Source organism: Streptomyces chromofuscus (assembly GCF_015160875.1).
Lineage (GTDB): Bacteria > Actinomycetota > Actinomycetes > Streptomycetales > Streptomycetaceae > Streptomyces > Streptomyces chromofuscus.
The window spans coordinates 2377269-2393626 of the sequence record NZ_CP063374.1 but is presented as its reverse complement, the minus strand read 5'-3'; the positions used below and the strand labels follow the sequence as shown (position 1 = coordinate 2393626).

General features: G+C 73.4%; 14 protein-coding genes and 1 pseudogene. 8 read left to right on the top strand and 7 right to left on the bottom strand.

Going from position 1 to position 16358, the window contains the following annotated elements:
- Positions 1–81 precede the first annotated feature (81 nt).
- The gene (gene map, locus IPT68_RS10725; protein ID WP_189696876.1) at positions 82–939 is read right to left on the bottom strand and encodes a type I methionyl aminopeptidase; all 858 of its coding nucleotides are present in this window, start codon (positions 937–939) and stop codon (positions 82–84) included.
- Positions 940–998: 59 nt separating this feature from the next.
- On the opposite strand from map, the gene IPT68_RS10720 reads away from it, so the two are divergent.
- Positions 999–1232: a hypothetical protein gene (locus IPT68_RS10720; protein WP_189696877.1), complete on the top strand. Its 234-nt coding sequence runs from the start codon at positions 999–1001 to the stop codon at positions 1230–1232.
- 205 nt (positions 1233–1437) lie between these two features.
- Here IPT68_RS10720 and IPT68_RS10715 read toward each other — a convergent pair whose 3' ends face one another.
- Positions 1438–2745, bottom strand: coding sequence for an MFS transporter (locus IPT68_RS10715; protein ID WP_189696878.1), 1308 nt, complete (start codon positions 2743–2745; stop codon positions 1438–1440).
- Between the two features lie 438 nt (positions 2746–3183).
- Entirely contained in the window at positions 3184–3786 is a 603-nt protein-coding gene (locus tag IPT68_RS10710) for a hypothetical protein (RefSeq protein ID WP_189696879.1), read from the bottom strand.
- A gap of 298 nt (positions 3787–4084) precedes the next feature.
- Here IPT68_RS10710 and IPT68_RS10705 point away from each other — a divergent pair, with 298 nt between their 5' ends.
- Genes IPT68_RS10705 through IPT68_RS10695 form a run of 3 tightly spaced genes read left to right on the top strand, consistent with a single transcriptional unit; the run spans position 4085 to position 6184 of the window.
- Positions 4085–5158 (top strand): sialidase family protein, encoded by a 1074-nt coding sequence (locus IPT68_RS10705; RefSeq protein WP_189696880.1) that lies wholly within the window; start codon positions 4085–4087, stop codon positions 5156–5158.
- Between the two features lie 38 nt (positions 5159–5196).
- A complete protein-coding gene (gene npdG / locus IPT68_RS10700; protein ID WP_189696881.1) occupies positions 5197–5916 on the top strand; it encodes an NADPH-dependent F420 reductase in 720 nt (239 codons plus the stop codon).
- Between the two features lie 55 nt (positions 5917–5971).
- On the top strand, positions 5972–6184 hold the full coding sequence (locus IPT68_RS10695; protein ID WP_189696882.1) for a hypothetical protein: 213 nt from the start codon (positions 5972–5974) through the stop codon (positions 6182–6184).
- On the opposite strand, the gene IPT68_RS10690 is transcribed toward IPT68_RS10695, so the two are convergent.
- Positions 6174–6974: a site-2 protease family protein gene (locus IPT68_RS10690; RefSeq protein WP_189696883.1), complete on the bottom strand. Its 801-nt coding sequence runs from the start codon at positions 6972–6974 to the stop codon at positions 6174–6176. The genes IPT68_RS10695 and IPT68_RS10690 overlap by 11 nt on opposite strands.
- Before the next feature lie 163 nt (positions 6975–7137).
- Here IPT68_RS10690 and IPT68_RS10685 point away from each other — a divergent pair, with 163 nt between their 5' ends.
- Complete coding sequence (locus IPT68_RS10685; RefSeq protein WP_189697073.1) at positions 7138–10395, top strand: BTAD domain-containing putative transcriptional regulator; 3258 nt, start codon at positions 7138–7140, stop codon at positions 10393–10395.
- 7 nt (positions 10396–10402) lie between these two features.
- On the opposite strand, the gene IPT68_RS10680 is transcribed toward IPT68_RS10685, so the two are convergent.
- From IPT68_RS10680 to panB, 3 genes are all read right to left on the bottom strand, one after another.
- Complete coding sequence (locus tag IPT68_RS10680; protein ID WP_189696884.1) at positions 10403–11215, bottom strand: ABC transporter permease; 813 nt, start codon at positions 11213–11215, stop codon at positions 10403–10405.
- On the bottom strand, positions 11212–12231 hold the full coding sequence (locus IPT68_RS10675; protein WP_189696885.1) for an ATP-binding cassette domain-containing protein: 1020 nt from the start codon (positions 12229–12231) through the stop codon (positions 11212–11214). Before IPT68_RS10675 ends, IPT68_RS10680 begins: the two co-directional genes overlap by 4 nt.
- Positions 12232–12353: 122 nt before the next feature.
- Positions 12354–13229, bottom strand: coding sequence for a 3-methyl-2-oxobutanoate hydroxymethyltransferase (gene panB, locus IPT68_RS10670; RefSeq protein WP_189696886.1), 876 nt, complete (start codon positions 13227–13229; stop codon positions 12354–12356).
- A 122-nt stretch (positions 13230–13351) separates the two neighbouring features.
- Between panB and IPT68_RS10665 the strand changes: the two are divergent.
- From IPT68_RS10665 to IPT68_RS10655, 3 genes and pseudogenes are all read left to right on the top strand, one after another.
- A pseudogene (locus IPT68_RS10665) lies at positions 13352–13741 on the top strand (TetR-like C-terminal domain-containing protein); the annotation flags it as partial.
- 183 nt (positions 13742–13924) lie between these two features.
- Positions 13925–14977 carry an endonuclease/exonuclease/phosphatase family protein gene (locus IPT68_RS10660; RefSeq protein ID WP_189696888.1) on the top strand — a complete coding sequence of 351 codons (1053 nt, stop codon included), beginning with the start codon at positions 13925–13927 and terminating at the stop codon, positions 14975–14977.
- A 132-nt stretch (positions 14978–15109) separates the two neighbouring features.
- The gene (locus IPT68_RS10655) at positions 15110–16324 is read left to right on the top strand and encodes an MFS transporter (RefSeq protein ID WP_189696889.1); all 1215 of its coding nucleotides are present in this window, start codon (positions 15110–15112) and stop codon (positions 16322–16324) included.
- Positions 16325–16358 lie beyond the last annotated feature (34 nt).

The following is a 16358-nucleotide window of genomic DNA, read 5'->3' as shown; positions in this document are numbered from 1 at the left end:
TTCACGAGCCAGTGCCCCGGCAGGCAACGTTTGCCCGACGGGGCGAACACTGCCTGTTGGGGCACTGGGGACGAGCGGGGCTCAGGGCAGCGTCAGGATCTCCGCGCCGGTGTCCGTCACCACCAGCGTGTGCTCGAACTGCGCCGTCCGCCGGCGGTCCTTGGTGACGACCGTCCAGCCGTCGTCCCACATGTCGTACTCGTGCGTCCCGAGCGTCAGCATCGGCTCGATGGTGAAGGTCATGCCGGGCTGCATCACGGTGGTGGCGTGCGGGGCGTCGTAGTGCGGGACGATCAGGCCGGAGTGGAACGACGAGTTGATGCCGTGACCGGTGAAGTCACGGACCACGCCGTAGCCGAAACGCTTGGCGTACGACTCGATGACCCGGCCGATCACGTTGATCTGCCGGCCCGGCTTCACCGCCTTGATCGCCCGGTTCAGCGACTCCCGCGTGCGCTCGACCAGCAGCCGGCTCTCCTCGTCCACGTCCCCGACCGGGTAGGTGGCGTTGTTGTCGCCGTGCACCCCGCCGATGTACGCGGTCACGTCAAGGTTGACGATGTCGCCGTCGCGCAGGACCGTCGAGTCGGGGATGCCGTGGCAGATGACCTCGTTGACCGAGGTGCACAGGGACTTCGGAAAGCCCCGGTAGCCGAGCGTGGAAGGATAGGCGCCGTGGTCGCAGAGGAACTCGTGCGCCACCCGGTCCAGCTCGTCCGTCGTCACGCCCGGCGCGATGGCCTTCGCCGCCTCCGCCATCGCCTGCGCGGCGATCCGCCCCGCGATCCGCATCGCCTCGATCGTCTCCGGGGTCTGCACCTCGGGGCCCGTGTACGGGGTCGGCGCGGGCTTGCCGACGTACTCGGGCCGGCGGATGTTTCCGGGCACGGAACGGGTGGGAGACAGCTCCCCTGGTACGAGCAGCGACTGGCCAGACATGTCAGCGAGTCTAACCAGCGGGCATACGAGACCATGTCCCCTGGCGAAAGGAGCCGGTCATGGCCCTGTTCAAGAAGCGCACGGTCGGGAAGCCGGGCGAGTGGTACTACTGCCTGGAGCACAAGAAGGTCGAGGAGGGCCCGGAGTGCCCGGCCAAGGACCGCTTCGGCCCGTACGCCAGCCGCGAGGAGGCCGAACACGCGATGGAGACGGCCCGCGAGCGGAACCTCCAGTGGGAGAACGACCCGCGGTGGCACGACACCGTGGGCCGAGGCGAGCACGAGGACCGCTGATCACTGCGCCCTCCGAAGGACCGGCCCCGCGGGCCCCGACGCCTGACGGCCCGAGGCCCGAAGGAACGACGCCTTGAAGCCCGACGCCTGAAAGCCCGACGCCGACAGCCCGTGCTCGGCGGCTCGGTGCGGGAGGAACTTCCTGGCTGGTGCTCGTGGCCCGCTGCCCGGCGGCTTCGTGCCCGAGGGACCGGTGCGGCCGGTGTCAGGTCGTCGCCGGTGCGGCTGCGCGTTGTTCGCGCAGCCGCACCGCGTGTTCGTTCGTGCGGACGTCGTACGTCATCAGCTTCGGCAGGCACAGCGCCAGCAACCCCACCGCGCCCGCGCACAGCAGCCCGCCGGACCACACCGACGCCCGCACCCCGGCCCACGCGGCCATGCTTCCCGCCCGGACCTGGCCGAGCTGCGGACCGACCGAGTACGACAGCAACTCGATCCCGGCCAGCCGGCCGCGCAGCTCGTCGGGGATCGTCTGGTTCCACATCGCCGCGCGGAAGATCCCGCTGACCATGTCGAACGCGCCGCCCAGGGCGAGGCACAGCAGCACCAGCCACACGTTCGCGGCGACCCCCGCGGCGGCCATGGCCAGACCCCAGCCGGCCGCCGCCAGCACCACCATCCGCCCGTGCCGGTGGACCCGCGACGTCCACCCGCTGGTGAGGCTCACCAGCAGGGAACCCGCCGGGATCGCCGCGTACATCAGCCCCAGCGACCACGCGGCGCCCAGCTCGTCCGCGAGGAACGGCAGCACGGCGAGCGGCATCGCCAGGAACATCGCCGCGAGGTCGATCGCGTAGGTGCCCAGCAGCTCCTTGCGGCTCCACGCGTACCGGGCGCCCTGCGCGATCGACGTCCACGACGGCTTCACCGCCTCGGCGGACGCCGGTGAGGCGGCGAGGCCGAGCGCCAGCGCCACCGAGACGACGAAGGTGGCAAGGTCCAGCGCGTAGGCCCAGCCCAGCCCCGCGTACGCCACCACCACGCCCGCCAGCGCCGGCCCGGCGATACCGCCGACCTGCCAGCGCAGCGCGTTGAGCGAGGCGGCGGCCGGCAGGTGCTCGTGGGCCACGATCCGCGGCGTCAGCGCGTCCAGCGCGGGCCGCTGGACCGCCCCCAGGGCGGAGGACAGGGCGGCGACCATGTACAGCGGCCAGACCGCCGGGGTCGGCAGCAGAGCGTTCACCAGCAGCGCCGCGCACAGCAGCCCGAGGCCGGCCTCCGTCCACACGATCAGCCGCCGCTTGTCCCAGGCGTCGGCGAGGGCACCTCCGTACAGCCCGAACACGACGAGCGGGACCAGCTCCACGGCCCCGATCGCCCCCACGGCCGCGGCGGACCCGGTGAGTTCCTTCACCTGCACCGGTACCGCGACGAAGGTCAGGAAGCTGCCGAAGTTGGTGACCAGTCCCGAGACCCACAGCCGGCGGAAGTCCCGGGAGGCCCGCCAGGGGGCGAGATCGGGGAGGAGGGCGCGGAGGCCGGTGGGGGGCACCGTTCGGGCGTCGTCGGTCACGACAGGCCATGCTCGGCCGGGCCGACGCCCGGGGCAACCGCTTTTCGTGGCAGCCGCCCCGGGTGGTGGGGGCTGTTGTCGGGCGGGGCGGGTACCAGGGAGGGGCTGCCGGCGGGGCGGGTACCCGGAGAGGGCCGGCGGCGGGGCGGCTATCGGCCGGGCGGTGAGCGCTGCCGGCGGAGGCGCCTACCGGCTGGGGCGGTGAGCGCTGCCGGCGGAGGCGCCTACCGGCCGGGGCGGTGAGCGCTGCCGGCGGAGGCGCCTACCGGGGGGGTGAGGGCTGTCGGCGGGGCGGCTACCGGCGGCCGGGGCGGTGCGTGCTGCCGGCGGTCGTACCAGCGGTGTGGGGTTGCCGGCCGGGTCGGGCTACCGGCGGGAAGGCGGTGAGTCCGCTCGTCGGTCGGCCACCAGCGGTGTGGGGCCATCAGCCGTGCGGGGCTACCAGCGGGGAGGCGGTGGGGCCGTCAGTTCGTCCGCCAGGCGGGCCAGGCGGTCCCGGAAGCGGCGGCGGCCCCGTGACGTGGGCAGCGGGTTCTCGCCCGCCGCCGCGCTCACCAGGTGCTGCACGGTGTCCAGGTCCAGCTCCGACTCCGCCCCGACGGCCAGCGCGTCGTGCGCCATCGCCGCGAGCTCCCCCTCGGCGGTGCCCAGCGCCAGCACCGTCGCACCGGCCCGTCGCGCGTCGTGCACCCGCTCCAGCAGCGCGTCGCAGGGCTCCTCCGGCGCCACCGTCAGCAGCGTCTCCCCGCGCCGTGCGGCCTCGATCCGCCCCAGCCCGACCGCGAGGTGCGCCGGGTCCGAGGGGCGCGCGTCATGGCGCACGAGGGTCGGCGCCAGCTCCGGCGTACCCGACCAGGCCGCCTCGTCGACCAGGTGCGCAGCCAGGTGCCACGGCTCGTACTCGCGCGTGCCGACCAGCAGCAGGCCGCCCCCGTGCGACACCACGGACCCGCGCAGCACCCCGGCGAACCTCCGCGTGGCCCCCAACCACTCGGTCCCGGCGAGCACTTCGCGCAGCAACGCGACCCGTACGGCATCCATGCCCCCGCATACTGCCGCAACCGGCCTCCCGGGACCGGGAGTTCCTCGTGAATTCGCCCAAGAGGGGCACAGGGTCGCATGACCGCCGTTCACGGAGATCACCGGCGCGCCGATCGGGGAAGCAGAACGGCGAAGCACGCGTCATCGAGCACGAAGGGCGAAGCACGCATCACCGGCACGAAAGGCGAATCACGAGCACCGAGACCGCAAGCGAACCACGAGCACCGAGCCCGACCCCCCAACCCGACCGCCGAGCGCCACACCGCACCACACGGGTGCAGCATTGAAGGAGCCGCCCATGTCCGCAGCCACCGTCCCCTTCCGCGCCGGCCGCGAAGGGTACGCCAGTTACCGCATCCCGGCCGTCGTCCGCACGCACGAAGGAACTCTCCTCGCCTTCTGCGAGGGCAGGGTCGACTCCGCGAAGGACTGGGGTCACATCGACATCGTGCTGAAGCGCTCCACGGACGGCGGCCGCACCTGGGGCCCGTTGCAGGTCGCCGCCGACAACGGCACCGACCTCGCGGGCAACCCCGCCCCCGTCGTCCTCGACACCGGCCGCATCCTGCTCGTCCACGTCCGCTCCGCCGCGTCCGCCTCCGAGCACCTCATCCTGCGCGGCGAGGTGAGCGAGGCCGACGGCAGAAGGGTGTGGGTGCAGCACAGCGACGACGACGGGCAGAGCTGGTCCGCGCCCCGCGAGATCACCGAGCAGGTCAAGCGGCCCGGCTGGCGCTGGTACGCCACCACGCCCGGCCATGCCATCCAGTTGAAGACCGGCCGGGTCGTCGTGCCCGGCAACCACACCCTCCCGCCCACCGGCTCCGACGTCGGCGACGAGGCGAAGTACAACAGCGGACACTGCCTGCTCAGCGACGACCGCGGCGAGAGCTGGTACCTCGGCTACCTGGACCACAACAGCGACGGCTACATCAACGCCAACGAGACCACCGCCGCCGAACTCGCCGACGGGCGCGTCTACTTCAACACCCGCAACGACTCCCCGTCGCCCGGCAACCGCGCGGACGCCCTCTCCGAGGACGGTGGCGCGACGCTCGTGCAGCCCTTCCGCCCGCAGGCCGGCCTCGCCGGCCCCGTCTGCCAGGCCAGCGTCCTGCACCTCGGCAAGCCCGACGTCCTGCTGTTCTCCGGCCCCGCGTTCCCCACCGGGCGCGGCCTGATGACGCTGCGGGCCTCCACCGACCACGGCACCACCTGGCGCGAGACCCACACCGTCGACGGCCTCCCCGCCGCCTACTCCGACCTGGTCCGCGTCGACGACCGCACGGTCGGGCTGCTGTACGAGACCGGCGACTTCGGGGCGTACGAGCGGATCGCCTTCCGGCGGCTGCCCGTGACGCGCCTCACCTGAGACCGCCGGCCGGCGGGGCCGGCCGTAGAGTCTGGCTCATGACCTCTACGGACAGTGCTGCTGCAGAGAAGCCCGCGAAGGCCCCCGCCAAGGACCCCTGGGACCTGCCCGACGTCTCCGGGCTGGTCGTCGGTGTGCTCGGCGGGACCGGGCCGCAGGGCAAGGGCCTCGCCTACCGGCTCGCGCGGGCCGGCCAGAAGGTGATCATCGGTTCGCGCGCCGCCGAGCGCGCGCAGGCCGCCGCCGGGGAACTCGGGCACGGCGTCGAGGGCGCCGACAACGCCGAGTGCGCCCGGCGCAGCGACATCGTGATCGTCGCCGTGCCGTGGGAGGGGCACGGCAAGACGCTCCAGTCCCTGCGCGCCGAGCTGGCGGGCAAGCTCGTCGTCGACTGCGTCAACCCCCTCGGCTTCGACAAGAAGGGCGCGTACGCGCTGAAGCCCGAGGAGGGCAGCGCCGCCGAGCAGGCCGCCGCCCTGCTGCCGGACGCCCGGGTCACCGCCGCCTTCCACCACCTGTCGGCCGTCCTCCTGCAGGACCCGCAGATCGAGGAGATCGACACCGACGTCATGGTCCTCGGCGAGGAGCGGGCGGACGTGGAGATCGTGCAGGCGCTGGCCGGCCGCATCCCCGGCATGCGCGGCATCTTCGCGGGCCGGCTGCGCAACGCCCACCAGGTCGAGTCGCTGGTCGCCAACCTGATCTCGGTGAACCGCCGGTACAAGGCGCACGCGGGCCTGCGCGTCACGGACGTATGACCCCATGGGGGACACTGGTGTCAGCACCAGTGTCCCCCGACAGGAGCCGACCACCATGCCCGCCCTGCCCCCGCCCAGCCCGGCCCGGCGACTCGCCCTCTACGCCCTCGTCGTCTGCGTCCTCGCGGTCGCCGCGGCCGTCCTGTCCTTCGTGCGGGGCAGCTGGCTGGGTGTCGTGTGGGTGCTGCTGGCGGGCCTGTCGTCCAACATGGCCTGGTACTACCTCAGGCGCGGCAGCGCCGGACGGCGGGACTCGGTCACGGGCTGACCGAGCAGTACTCGTTCGTCCCGAGCCAGAAGCGGTACAGCTCGTACCCGCAGTACGTGTCGGCCTCGCCGACGCCGAGGCCGCGCAGCACGGCGTCGACCACGTCGAAGAACGCGCCGTTCAGCGCCGGGATCCACAGCAGCGCGAACACCAGCAGCAGCCCGAAGGGCGCGATGGGCTCCACCTGCCGCCGGACGTTGTACGACAGCCAGGGCTCGACCACGCCGTAGCCGTCCAGGCCCGGCACCGGCAGGAAGTTCAGGATCGCGGCCGTCACCTGCAGCAGCGCCAGGAACGCCAGCGCGTGACGGAAGTCGCGCGGCACCCCGTCCAGGGCGTCCAGCCAGAACGGCGCCGTGCACACGGCGGCGAACAGCACGTTCGTCAGCGGACCGGCCGCCGAGACCAGGCTGTGCTTCCAGCGTCCTCGGATCCGCCCGCGCTCGATGAACACCGCACCGCCGGGCAGCCCGATCCCGCCCATGATCACGAACAGCACGGGCAGCACGATGCTCAGCAGCGCGTGCGTGTACTTCAGCGGGTTGAGCGTGAGATACCCCTTCGCGCCCACCGTGATGTCCCCGCCGTGCAGCGCGGTCCGGGCGTGCGCGTACTCGTGCAGGCACAGCGACACGACCCACGCACCGGTCACGAACAGGAACACGGCCACCCCGGGCTGCGCCGCGAACCCGGTCCAGGTGGCCCACCCGGTCACCGCCGTGACGGCCAGTATCCCGAGGAAGACGGGACTGATCCGCCGCTCGGCGCGACGGGTGGCGGCGGTGGTCATGGGGAGTTCTCCTGACGTGGCGTGCGGCGTGGGACCGACCGTACCGGTGGCGTGAGGGGAACGTCGGCGTCCGACGGGAAGGTTCCCCGTCGCCCTCGGTTCCCGCCCCCGCGGTTCATGCGGGCGTCAACCCGGAGACGGCGCCCTGGCCGCGGCGGTGACAATGGGTCCCGTGCGCTATCGCATCCTCGGCACCACACAGGCGGTTCGCCCCGACGGTTCGGTTCTCCCGGTCGGTGGGGCGCGCCTGCGTGCGCTGCTCACCGTGCTGGCGCTGCGGGCCGGCCGGGTCGTGCCCGCGGGACTGCTGGTGGACGAGGTGTGGGACGGGGACCCGCCCGCCGACGCGGCCGGGGCACTGCAGGCGCTCGTGGGGCGGCTGCGCCGGGTGCTGGGGGCGCAGGCTATCGCGTCGGCCGAGGGCGGCTACCGGCTGGCCGCCGCGCCCGACGACGTCGACCTGCACCGGTTCGAGCGGCTCGCCGACGAGGGCGCCCTGGCCCTGGCGGACGGCGACCCGGCGAAAGCCGCCGTCCTCCTCGACGACGCCCTCGCCCTGTGGCAGGACCCCGCCCTCGCCGACCTCCCGGACCGCACCGTCGAGGCGGCCCGCTGCGCCGCCCGCCGGCTGGACGCCCGCCGTGCCCGGCTCGCCGCCTCCCTCGCCCTCGGCCGGGCCGAGCAGGCGCTGCCCGAGCTGACCGCCCTGTGCGAGAGCCACCCCCTGGACGAACCCCTCCAGGCGCTGCGCCTGCGCGCCCTGCGCGACGCGGGCCGCACCGCCGAGGCGCTGGCCGCCTACGAGGACGTACGGCGGCTGCTCGCCGACCGGCTGGGGTCCGACCCGGGACCCGAGCTGCGCGCCCTGCACGCCGAGCTGCTCCGGCAGCGGGACACCCGCCCGGCCGAGCCCCACCCGCGCGGCAACCTGCGGGCCCGCCTCACCTCGTTCGTCGGGCGGGCCGACGACATCGAGGCCATCCGCGGCGACCTGGCCACCGCCCGGCTGGTCACGCTGCTCGGCCCCGGTGGGGCGGGCAAGACCCGGCTGTCGCAGGAGGCCGCCGAGACCGTACGGGACGCGGCCCTCGACGGGGTGTGGCTGGCCGAACTGGCGCCCGTCGACGACCCGGCCGCCGTCCCGGAGGCCGTGCTCACCGCGATCGGCGCCCGCGAGACCGTGCTGCACGGCGCCGGCGCCGAGGAGCTGCGGGCCGCCGTCACCGACCGCCACGACGACCCCGTCGCCCGACTCGTCGAGCACTGCGCCCGGCGCCGCATGCTGATCGTCCTCGACAACTGCGAGCACGTCGTCGACGCCGCCGCCCGGCTGACCGAGGAGCTGCTCGCGCGGTGCCCGAACCTCACGGTCCTCGCCACCAGCCGGGAACCCCTCGGCGTACCGGGGGAGGTGCTGCGGCCCGTGGAGCCGCTGCCGGAGCCGTACGCCCTGCGGCTGCTCGCGGATCGCGGGGCCGCCGCCAGGCCCGGGTTCCGGATCGACGACGACCCCGAGGCGTGCGCCGAGATCTGCCGTCGCCTCGACGGCCTGCCCCTCGGCATCGAGCTGGCCGCCGCCCGGCTGCGGATGCTCACGCCCCGCCAGATCGCCGACCGGCTCGACGACCGCTTCCGCCTGCTCACCTCCGGCAGCCGGACCGTGCTGCCCCGCCAGCAGACGCTCCGGGCCGTCGTCGACTGGTCCTGGGACCTGCTGGACGACGACGAGCGGGACGTGCTGCGCCGCCTGTCCGTGTTCGCCGGCGGCTGCGACCTCGCGGCGGCCGAGGCCGTGTGCGGACCCACCGCCCTGGACGCGCTCGGCTCCCTGGTCGACAAGTCGCTCGTCGTCGCCGCCCCGTCCGGCGACGGCGAGATGCGCTACCGGCTGCTGGAGACCGTCGCCGAGTACGCCGGCGAACGGCTCGACGAGGCCGGCCGCCGTGCCGAGACCGCGCGGGCCCATCTGACCTACTACCGGGAACTCGCCCGCACGACCGACCCGTTGCTGCGCGGCTCCGGCCAGCTCGCCGCCGTCGAACGGCTCCAGCAGGAGTACGAGAACCTGCGCACCGCCCTGCGCCACGCCGTCGCCGAACGCGACGAGCAGGAGGCGCTGTGCCTGGTGCTGTCGCTGGCCTGGTACTGGCAGATGCGGGATCTGCGCACGGAGGCCCGCAACTGGTCGCGCGCGGTGATGGAGCTCGGCCCCGACCCGTTCACCGAGCCGGTCCGCAAGGCCGCCCCGGTGTGGCAGCGCTGCACCGACGAACCGCCCCCGCTGACCGGGGAACTCCTCCAGGAGGCCCGGCGCGGCGTCCACCTGGCCCACCTGGCCTGCATGGACACCGAGCTGGACGCCTGGCAGACCCCCGAGGCCCAGCGCAAGCTGCGGGCCATGGCCGACACCTACGAGCCGGGCCTGCCGCAGACCTGCCGCAGCCCCGGCATGCTGTCGTTCTACGCGGTGATGCTCACCGGCGGCATGGACCGGCTGGGCGTGCTCCTCGACGCCGCCGTCGACACCTGCCGCGCGACGCCCGGCTACGACTGGGAACTCGCCACCAGCCTGCAACTGCGCGCCAACATCCGCGCCAACCACGCCGACCGGGCGGCCGACGCCGGCCGGGACGCCGACGAGTCGCTGGCCATCTTCGAACGTCTCGGTGACGCCTGGGGCAGCGCCGAGGCGCTCTCCGCCCGTGCCGAGGCCCACGAGCGCAAGGCGCGTTACGAGGAGGCCGCCGCCGACTACGAGGCGGCCATGGCGCATGCCCGGCGGCTCGGCGCCCGCGCCCAGCACGCCGTCCTCACCGCCCGGCTGGGCAGCGCCCTGCTGGAGGCGGGGGAGGCCGAGCGGGGCGAGCGGCTGCTGCGGGAGGTGATCGGCGCCGCGGAGGGCGCGCACAACGAGGCCATGCCGTTCGGCCGGATCGTCCTCGCCGGATGGCTCAGCTGCACCGGCCGTATCGCCGAGGCGCGCGAGCATCTGCGGGCCCTGCGCGAGGAGTTCACCATCGCCCACTTCGTCGTGTTCGACGCGTTCATCCTCGCCCAGGAGGCCTGGGTGGACGCCGCCGAGGGCCACTGGGCCGAGGCCCGGGCGAAGGTCCGGCGCGGCCTGGAGCAGGCGGCGGACCCGCTGTCGCGGGCCATGGCCCCGCAGCTGGTGTCGGCGTACCTCGTCATCGCGGCGCTCGCGGTGGCCGCCGAGGGCGGGCCCGACGCCCGGGACGCCGCCCGCTGCCTCGGCGCGGCCGACGCCCTGCTGCCCCGTAGCCATGCGATGTCCTCCCTGGAGCGTGAGGCGCACCGGCGCGCCACGGCCGCCGTCCGGGCGGTGCTGTCCGACGAGGAGTACGCGGCGGCGTACGCCGAGGGCGGCGGCCTCACCGAGAAGGAGGCCGCCGCCCTGATCTGACCGGCGGTCAGCTCTTGGTGCGGAACTTGTGGATCGCGACCGGCGCCATCACCGCCGTGATCGCCACCGACCAGCCGAGGGTCACCCACAGGTCCTGCGCCACCGGTCCGCCCACCATCAGGCCGCGGGCCGCGTCCGCGAGCGTGGACAGCGGGTTGTAGTCGGTGAACGCCTGGAGCCAGCCCGGCATCGAGGCCGTCGGCGCGAAGATCGACGAGCCGAACTGGAGCGGGAACAGCACCAGGAAGCCCATCGCCTGCACCGACTGCGCGTTCTTCAGGACCACGCCCAGGGTGAGGAACACCCACATGATCGACGAGGCGAACGCCGTGGACAGGCCCACGGCCGCGAGCACGCCGAGCCAGTCGGTGATCTCGAAGCCGACCAGGACGGCGACGATCATCAGCACGGTCGTCGCGAACAGCATCCGGACCAGCTCGACCGAGATCTTCGCGAACAGCACCGAGCCGCGCCCGATCGGCAGGGACCGGAAGCGGTCCATGACACCGGAGTTGAAGTCCTGGCTGAAGCCGGTGCCGACGCCTTGGGACAGCGTCATGCTCATCATCGCGATCATGCCGGGAATCACGTACTGCACGTAGCCGTCCTGGCCGCCGCCCAGGGCCTGCCCGATGGAGCCGCCGAAGACGTACACGAACAGCAGGGTGAAGACGACCGGCATCAGCAGCGCGTCGAACATCGACTCGGGGTCCTGCCGGATCCACAGCAGGTTGCGGCGGATCAGGGCCCCGGTGTGGCGCAGGTGGGCGCGCAGCGGGATGCGGGTGTCGGCGTCGGCAGTGGTGACGGCGGCGCTCATACGGCGACCTCCTCGCGGTCGTCGGCGGGCACGGCGTCCTGCGGGGCACTGGCGCGGTGGCCGGTGAGGGACAGGAACACCTCGTCCAGGCTGGGCAGTTCGGTGCTGATGGAGGCGAGCGTGACACCGCGCGCGGTGACGGCGCCGACCACGGCGGTCAGCTGCTCGTCGCTGAGGATCGGCACCAGCACGGCGCCGCCCTCGGTGTCCACGGTGGTCGTGGCCAGCCCGGTGATGCCCAGCTCGTCCAGGGCGCGGGCCAGCGGGCGCAGCTGCTCCGGATCGGCCGGCCGCACCCGCAGCGTCCGCCCGCCGACCTTGGCCTTCAGCTCCTCGATCCCGCCGCCCGCGATGACCTTCCCCCGGTCGACGACGGTCAGCTCGGAGGCCAGCTGCTCGGCCTCCTCCATGTACTGCGTGGTCAGCAGGACGGTGACCCCGTCGCCGACCATGGCCTTCACCTCGTCCCACACCTCGTTGCGGGTGCGCGGGTCGAGGCCGGTGGTGGGCTCGTCGAGGAACAGCACGGCCGGCCGTCCGATCATCGAGGCCGCCAGGTCGAGCCGCCGGCGCATACCGCCGGAATAGGTGGCCGCAGGCCGCTTGGCCGCCTCGGTGAGCGAGAACCGCTCCAGCAGCTCGTCGGCCCGCGCGCGGGCCTCCTTGCGGGGCAGGTCCAGCAGCCGCCCGATCATGTACAGGTTCTCCCAGCCGGGGAGCTTCTCGTCGACGGAGGCGTACTGCCCGGTGAGCCCGATCACCCGGCGCAGCTGCCGGGGCTGGCGCACCACGTCGTAGCCGGCCACGGTCGCCCGGCCGGCGTCCGGGGCCAGCAGGGTGGAAAGGATCCGCACGAGCGTGGTCTTACCGGCCCCGTTCGGCCCCAGCACTCCCATCACCGTGCCCTCACGCACGTCCAGGTCGACTCCGTCCAGCGCCCTGGTCTCGCCGTAGTGCTTGACCAGCCCCCGCACGGTCACGGCCGCGCTGCTGGGGTTCTTGTCGATTCGTGTCATGGCGAGGACTGTGCCAGCCGCCACCGACAAACGGCCGACAGGCAGCCGACAGGGGGCCGACGTGAGCAGGACGGCCCGCCGACGGGGGATGATCGGCGGGCCGTCCCTGGTGCGGCTGTGGCTCAGTGGACGGAGTGCTCCTCCTGCGGGAACGTTCCGCCGACGACGTCCTCGGCGAACGCCTTCGCCGCGCTGCCCATCACCTCACGCAGATTCGCGTACTGCTTGACGAACTTCGGCACCCGGCCCCCGGTCAGCCCGAGCATGTCGGTCCACACCAGCACCTGCGCGTCCGTCCGCGCACCCGCGCCGATCCCGACCGTCGGGATGTGCAGCGTGCGCGTCACCTCGGCGGCGAGCTCCGCCGGCACCAGCTCCAGCACCACCGCGAACGCGCCCGCGTCCTGCACGGCCTTGGCGTCCCGCAGCAGCTGCGCCGCCGCCTCCTCGCCGCGCCCCTGCACCCGGTAGCCCATGGCGTTGACGGACTGGGGGGTGAGCCCGACGTGGGCCATGACCGGGATGCCGGAGTCGACCAGCAGCCGGATCTGCTCGTGCGAGCGCTCGCCGCCCTCCAGCTTCACGGCCTGCACCCCGGCCTCCTTCACCAGCCGGGTCGCCGAGCGCAGCGCCTGCACCGGCCCCTCCTGGTAGGAGCCGAACGGCAGGTCGCCGACGATCAGGGAGCGCCTGGTGCCCCGTACGACCGCCGCGGAGAGCATGGTCATCTCGTCGAGTGTGACGGGCACGGTGGTCTCGTACCCGAGGTGGCAGTTGCCCGCCGAGTCGCCGACGAGGATCACCGGGATGCCGGCCTCGTCGAAGACGGACGCGGTCATCGCGTCGTACGCGGTGAGCATGGGCCACTTCTCGCCGCGCTCCTTGGCGGCGGTGATGTCCCGGACCGTGATACGGCGGGTGCCCTTGCCCCCGTACAGCGCCCTGCTGCCGTCGGAGGGCTTCTGCGGTGCGGTGTGGGCAGCCGAAAGCTGCGTCATTGCAACGGCTCCTTACGTCATCTCGAGGCGCCCTGACGGCGTCCCCGGACCAGTCCCATGGTGGCACCTCGTGCCACCGACGGCTAGGGGACCCCGGCACGTGGGGCACCCGTCACGCAAGGAGAGCACCAGAACCGGGTACCGGCACCTCCGTGCGCGACGACCCGGTCGTCCTCCTCGACGCCCTGCGCCGCCGCGGCCTGGCCAACCGCACCTGGGCGATCCTGCGCACCGCGCACGCCCAGATGAAGACCAGCCCCCGCATCTGGGCCGCTTGCCACAGCGCCGTCATCGCGCCCCGCCGCCTCGGCATGGACGTCCTGCGCCGGGGGCAGCTGAACGGCGAACCCCGCGCGGACGTCGACCTCGACGTCGTCCACGGCATCGTCGTCGGACCCATGCTCGTCCGCTCGCTGCTGCACCCCGACGCCGAACTCCCCGAAGGGCTCGCGGAACAGCTCGTGGACACGCTGCTCGAAGGGCTACGCCCCGTCAGCTCACCGATGGAGTAACCCGAATGTGCGGGTTTCGTCACAGAGGACGCTTCCGTCCCGCGAAAGCGGAACCCCGAGCGCGGACTTGTTCGTCCCAAGTGCCCGTACGGCCGTCATGTGACGGCAGGATCGGACCGGACATCCCCTAGGGTCTTGTGCGCGGGGGACGACGGAGTGCACGGCAGGTAGCGAGGCGACGGTATGGCGCAGCAGGCGTACGTGACGGAGACGGCCGGCGGTGGCTCGGGACCCGAGCGCCGCGGATCTCGGCTGCGGCACGTGGCGGCCCGTGTGGCCGACGGCTGGCGAGGCGATCCCCGCATCTGGCGGCGCGGCCTGATCGTGGCCGTGCTCGCGGTGCTGCTGGCCGGCGTGATGGTCGTCCACGCGCACATCCCCAACAGCGTGGGCAACCTGGGCAGTCTGACCGAGACGTTCCTGCCCTGGCTCGGCCTGTTCGTCCCGGTGCTGCTCCTGCTGGCCCTGGTCCGCAGGTCCGCCGTCGCGCTGATCGCGGTGCTGCTCCCGGCGGTCGTCTGGCTCAACGTCTTCGGCGGGCTGCTCACCGACAAGGCCGGCAGCGGCGGCGACCTGACCGTCGTCACGCACAACGTCAACGCCGAAAACGCCGACCCGTCCGGCACGGCCCGGGACGTCGCCGCGTCCGGCGCCGACGTGGTGGCGCTGGAGGAGCTGAGCGACGCGGCCGTCCCGACGTACGAGGCGGCGCTGGCGTCGACGTACGCGTACCACGCGGTGCAGGGCACGGTCGGGGTGTGGAGCAGGTACCCGCTCAGCGACGTCCGGCCCGTCGACATCAAACTCGGCTGGATCCGGGCCATGCGCGCCACGGTGTCCACGCCCGGCGGGGAGCTCGCCGTCTACGTCGCCCACCTGCCCTCCGTGCGGGTCAAGCTGGAGGCCGGGTTCACCGCCCGGCAGCGCGACACCAGCGCCGACGCGCTCGGCGAGGCCATCGCCGACGAGAAGGTGAGCCGGGTCGTCCTGCTCGGCGACCTCAACGGCACCATGAACGACCGCGCCCTGAAGGCGGTGACCGCGCAGATGCGCTCCACGCAGGGCGCGGCGGGCAGCGGCTTCGGCTTCAGCTGGCCGGCGTCGTTCCCGATGGCCCGGATCGACCAGATCATGGTCAAGGGCGTCGAGCCGGTGAGCTCGTGGACGCTGCCGCAGACCGGGAGTGACCATCTGCCGGTGGCGGCGCGGGTGCGGATGGAGACGTCCGCCCCCTGAGCGGTGTGGGCCGGCTCACCTCGTCCGGGAGGTCGCCGCAACCGGGCCTTAACCTGCCGGAATACTCGGCCTGAGAGTCTTTGTTCCGAACATGAACATAGAGGGACGGAACTTCGCTCTGAAAGGCCCTTCATGCCCCTGGCCCTGCTCGCCCTCGCCGTGGGCGCCTTCGGCATAGGTACGACCGAGTTCGTGATGATGGGGCTGCTGCCCGACGTCGCGGACGACCTGCACACCTCCATCCCCACCGCCGGCCATCTGGTCTCCGCCTACGCGCTGGGCGTCGTCATCGGCGCGCCGCTGCTCGCCGCGGTCACCGCCCGGATGTCCCGGCGGACCGTCCTGATCGGCCTGATGGCGCTGTTCGTCGTCGGCAACGCGCTGTCGGCGTTCGCCCCCGACCACCACTGGCTGCTCGCCGCCCGCTTCCTGAGCGGTCTGCCGCACGGCGCCTTCTTCGGCGTCGGCGCCGTCGTCGCGACCGGCATGGTCGCGCCGGAGCGCAAGGCCCGCTCCGTCTCGCTGATGTTCCTCGGCCTGACGGTCGCCAACGTCGCGGGCGTCCCGGTCGCCACCCTCATGGGCCAGCACCTCGGCTGGCGGGCGACCTTCCTCGCCGTCAGCGCGATCGGCGTGGCGGCGATCGCCTCGCTGGCGGTGCTGATCCCGCACGACCGCACGCACGCCTCCGCGAGCGGGCTGCGCGGTGAGCTGGCCGCGCTGAGGTCGCTGCCGGTGTGGCTGGCCCTCGGCACGACGGTCGCGGGCTTCGGCGCGCTCTTCGCCGCGTACAGCTACATCACGCCGATGCTCACCGACTCCGCCGGGTACGCCGAGACCAGCGTGACTCTGCTGCTGGCGCTGTTCGGCGTCGGCGCGACCGTCGGCAACCTGCTGGGCGGCCGGCTGGCCGACCACGCGATGCGGGGCACCCTCTTCGGCGGCCTGGCGTCGCTGGTCGTGGTCCTCGCCCTGTTCCCGGTGCTCATGGCGGACCGGTGGAGCGCCGCGCTGGGCGTGACCCTGCTCGGCACGGCGGCGTTCGTCACCGGCTCGCCGCTGCAGATGATGGTCATGGAGAAGGCGTCGACGGCCCCGTCCCTGGCGTCCTCCGCCAACCAGGCCGCCTTCAACCTGGCCAACGCCGGCGGCGCCTGGATCGGCGGCCTCGCCCTGGCGGCGGGCTTCGGCACGACGTCCCCGGCCACGGCGGGCGCGGCGCTGGCGGTACTGGGCATCGCGGTCGCGCTCACGGCGTACGCGGTGGACCGTCGCGGCACCACGGTGGGACGCGAACGCCTCGTGGCGGCGCACGTCCCGGAGACGTCGAAAGCACTGCACCGCTGAGCGATGGGGTGGAGGGCGTTGCGCGGCCAAGCTC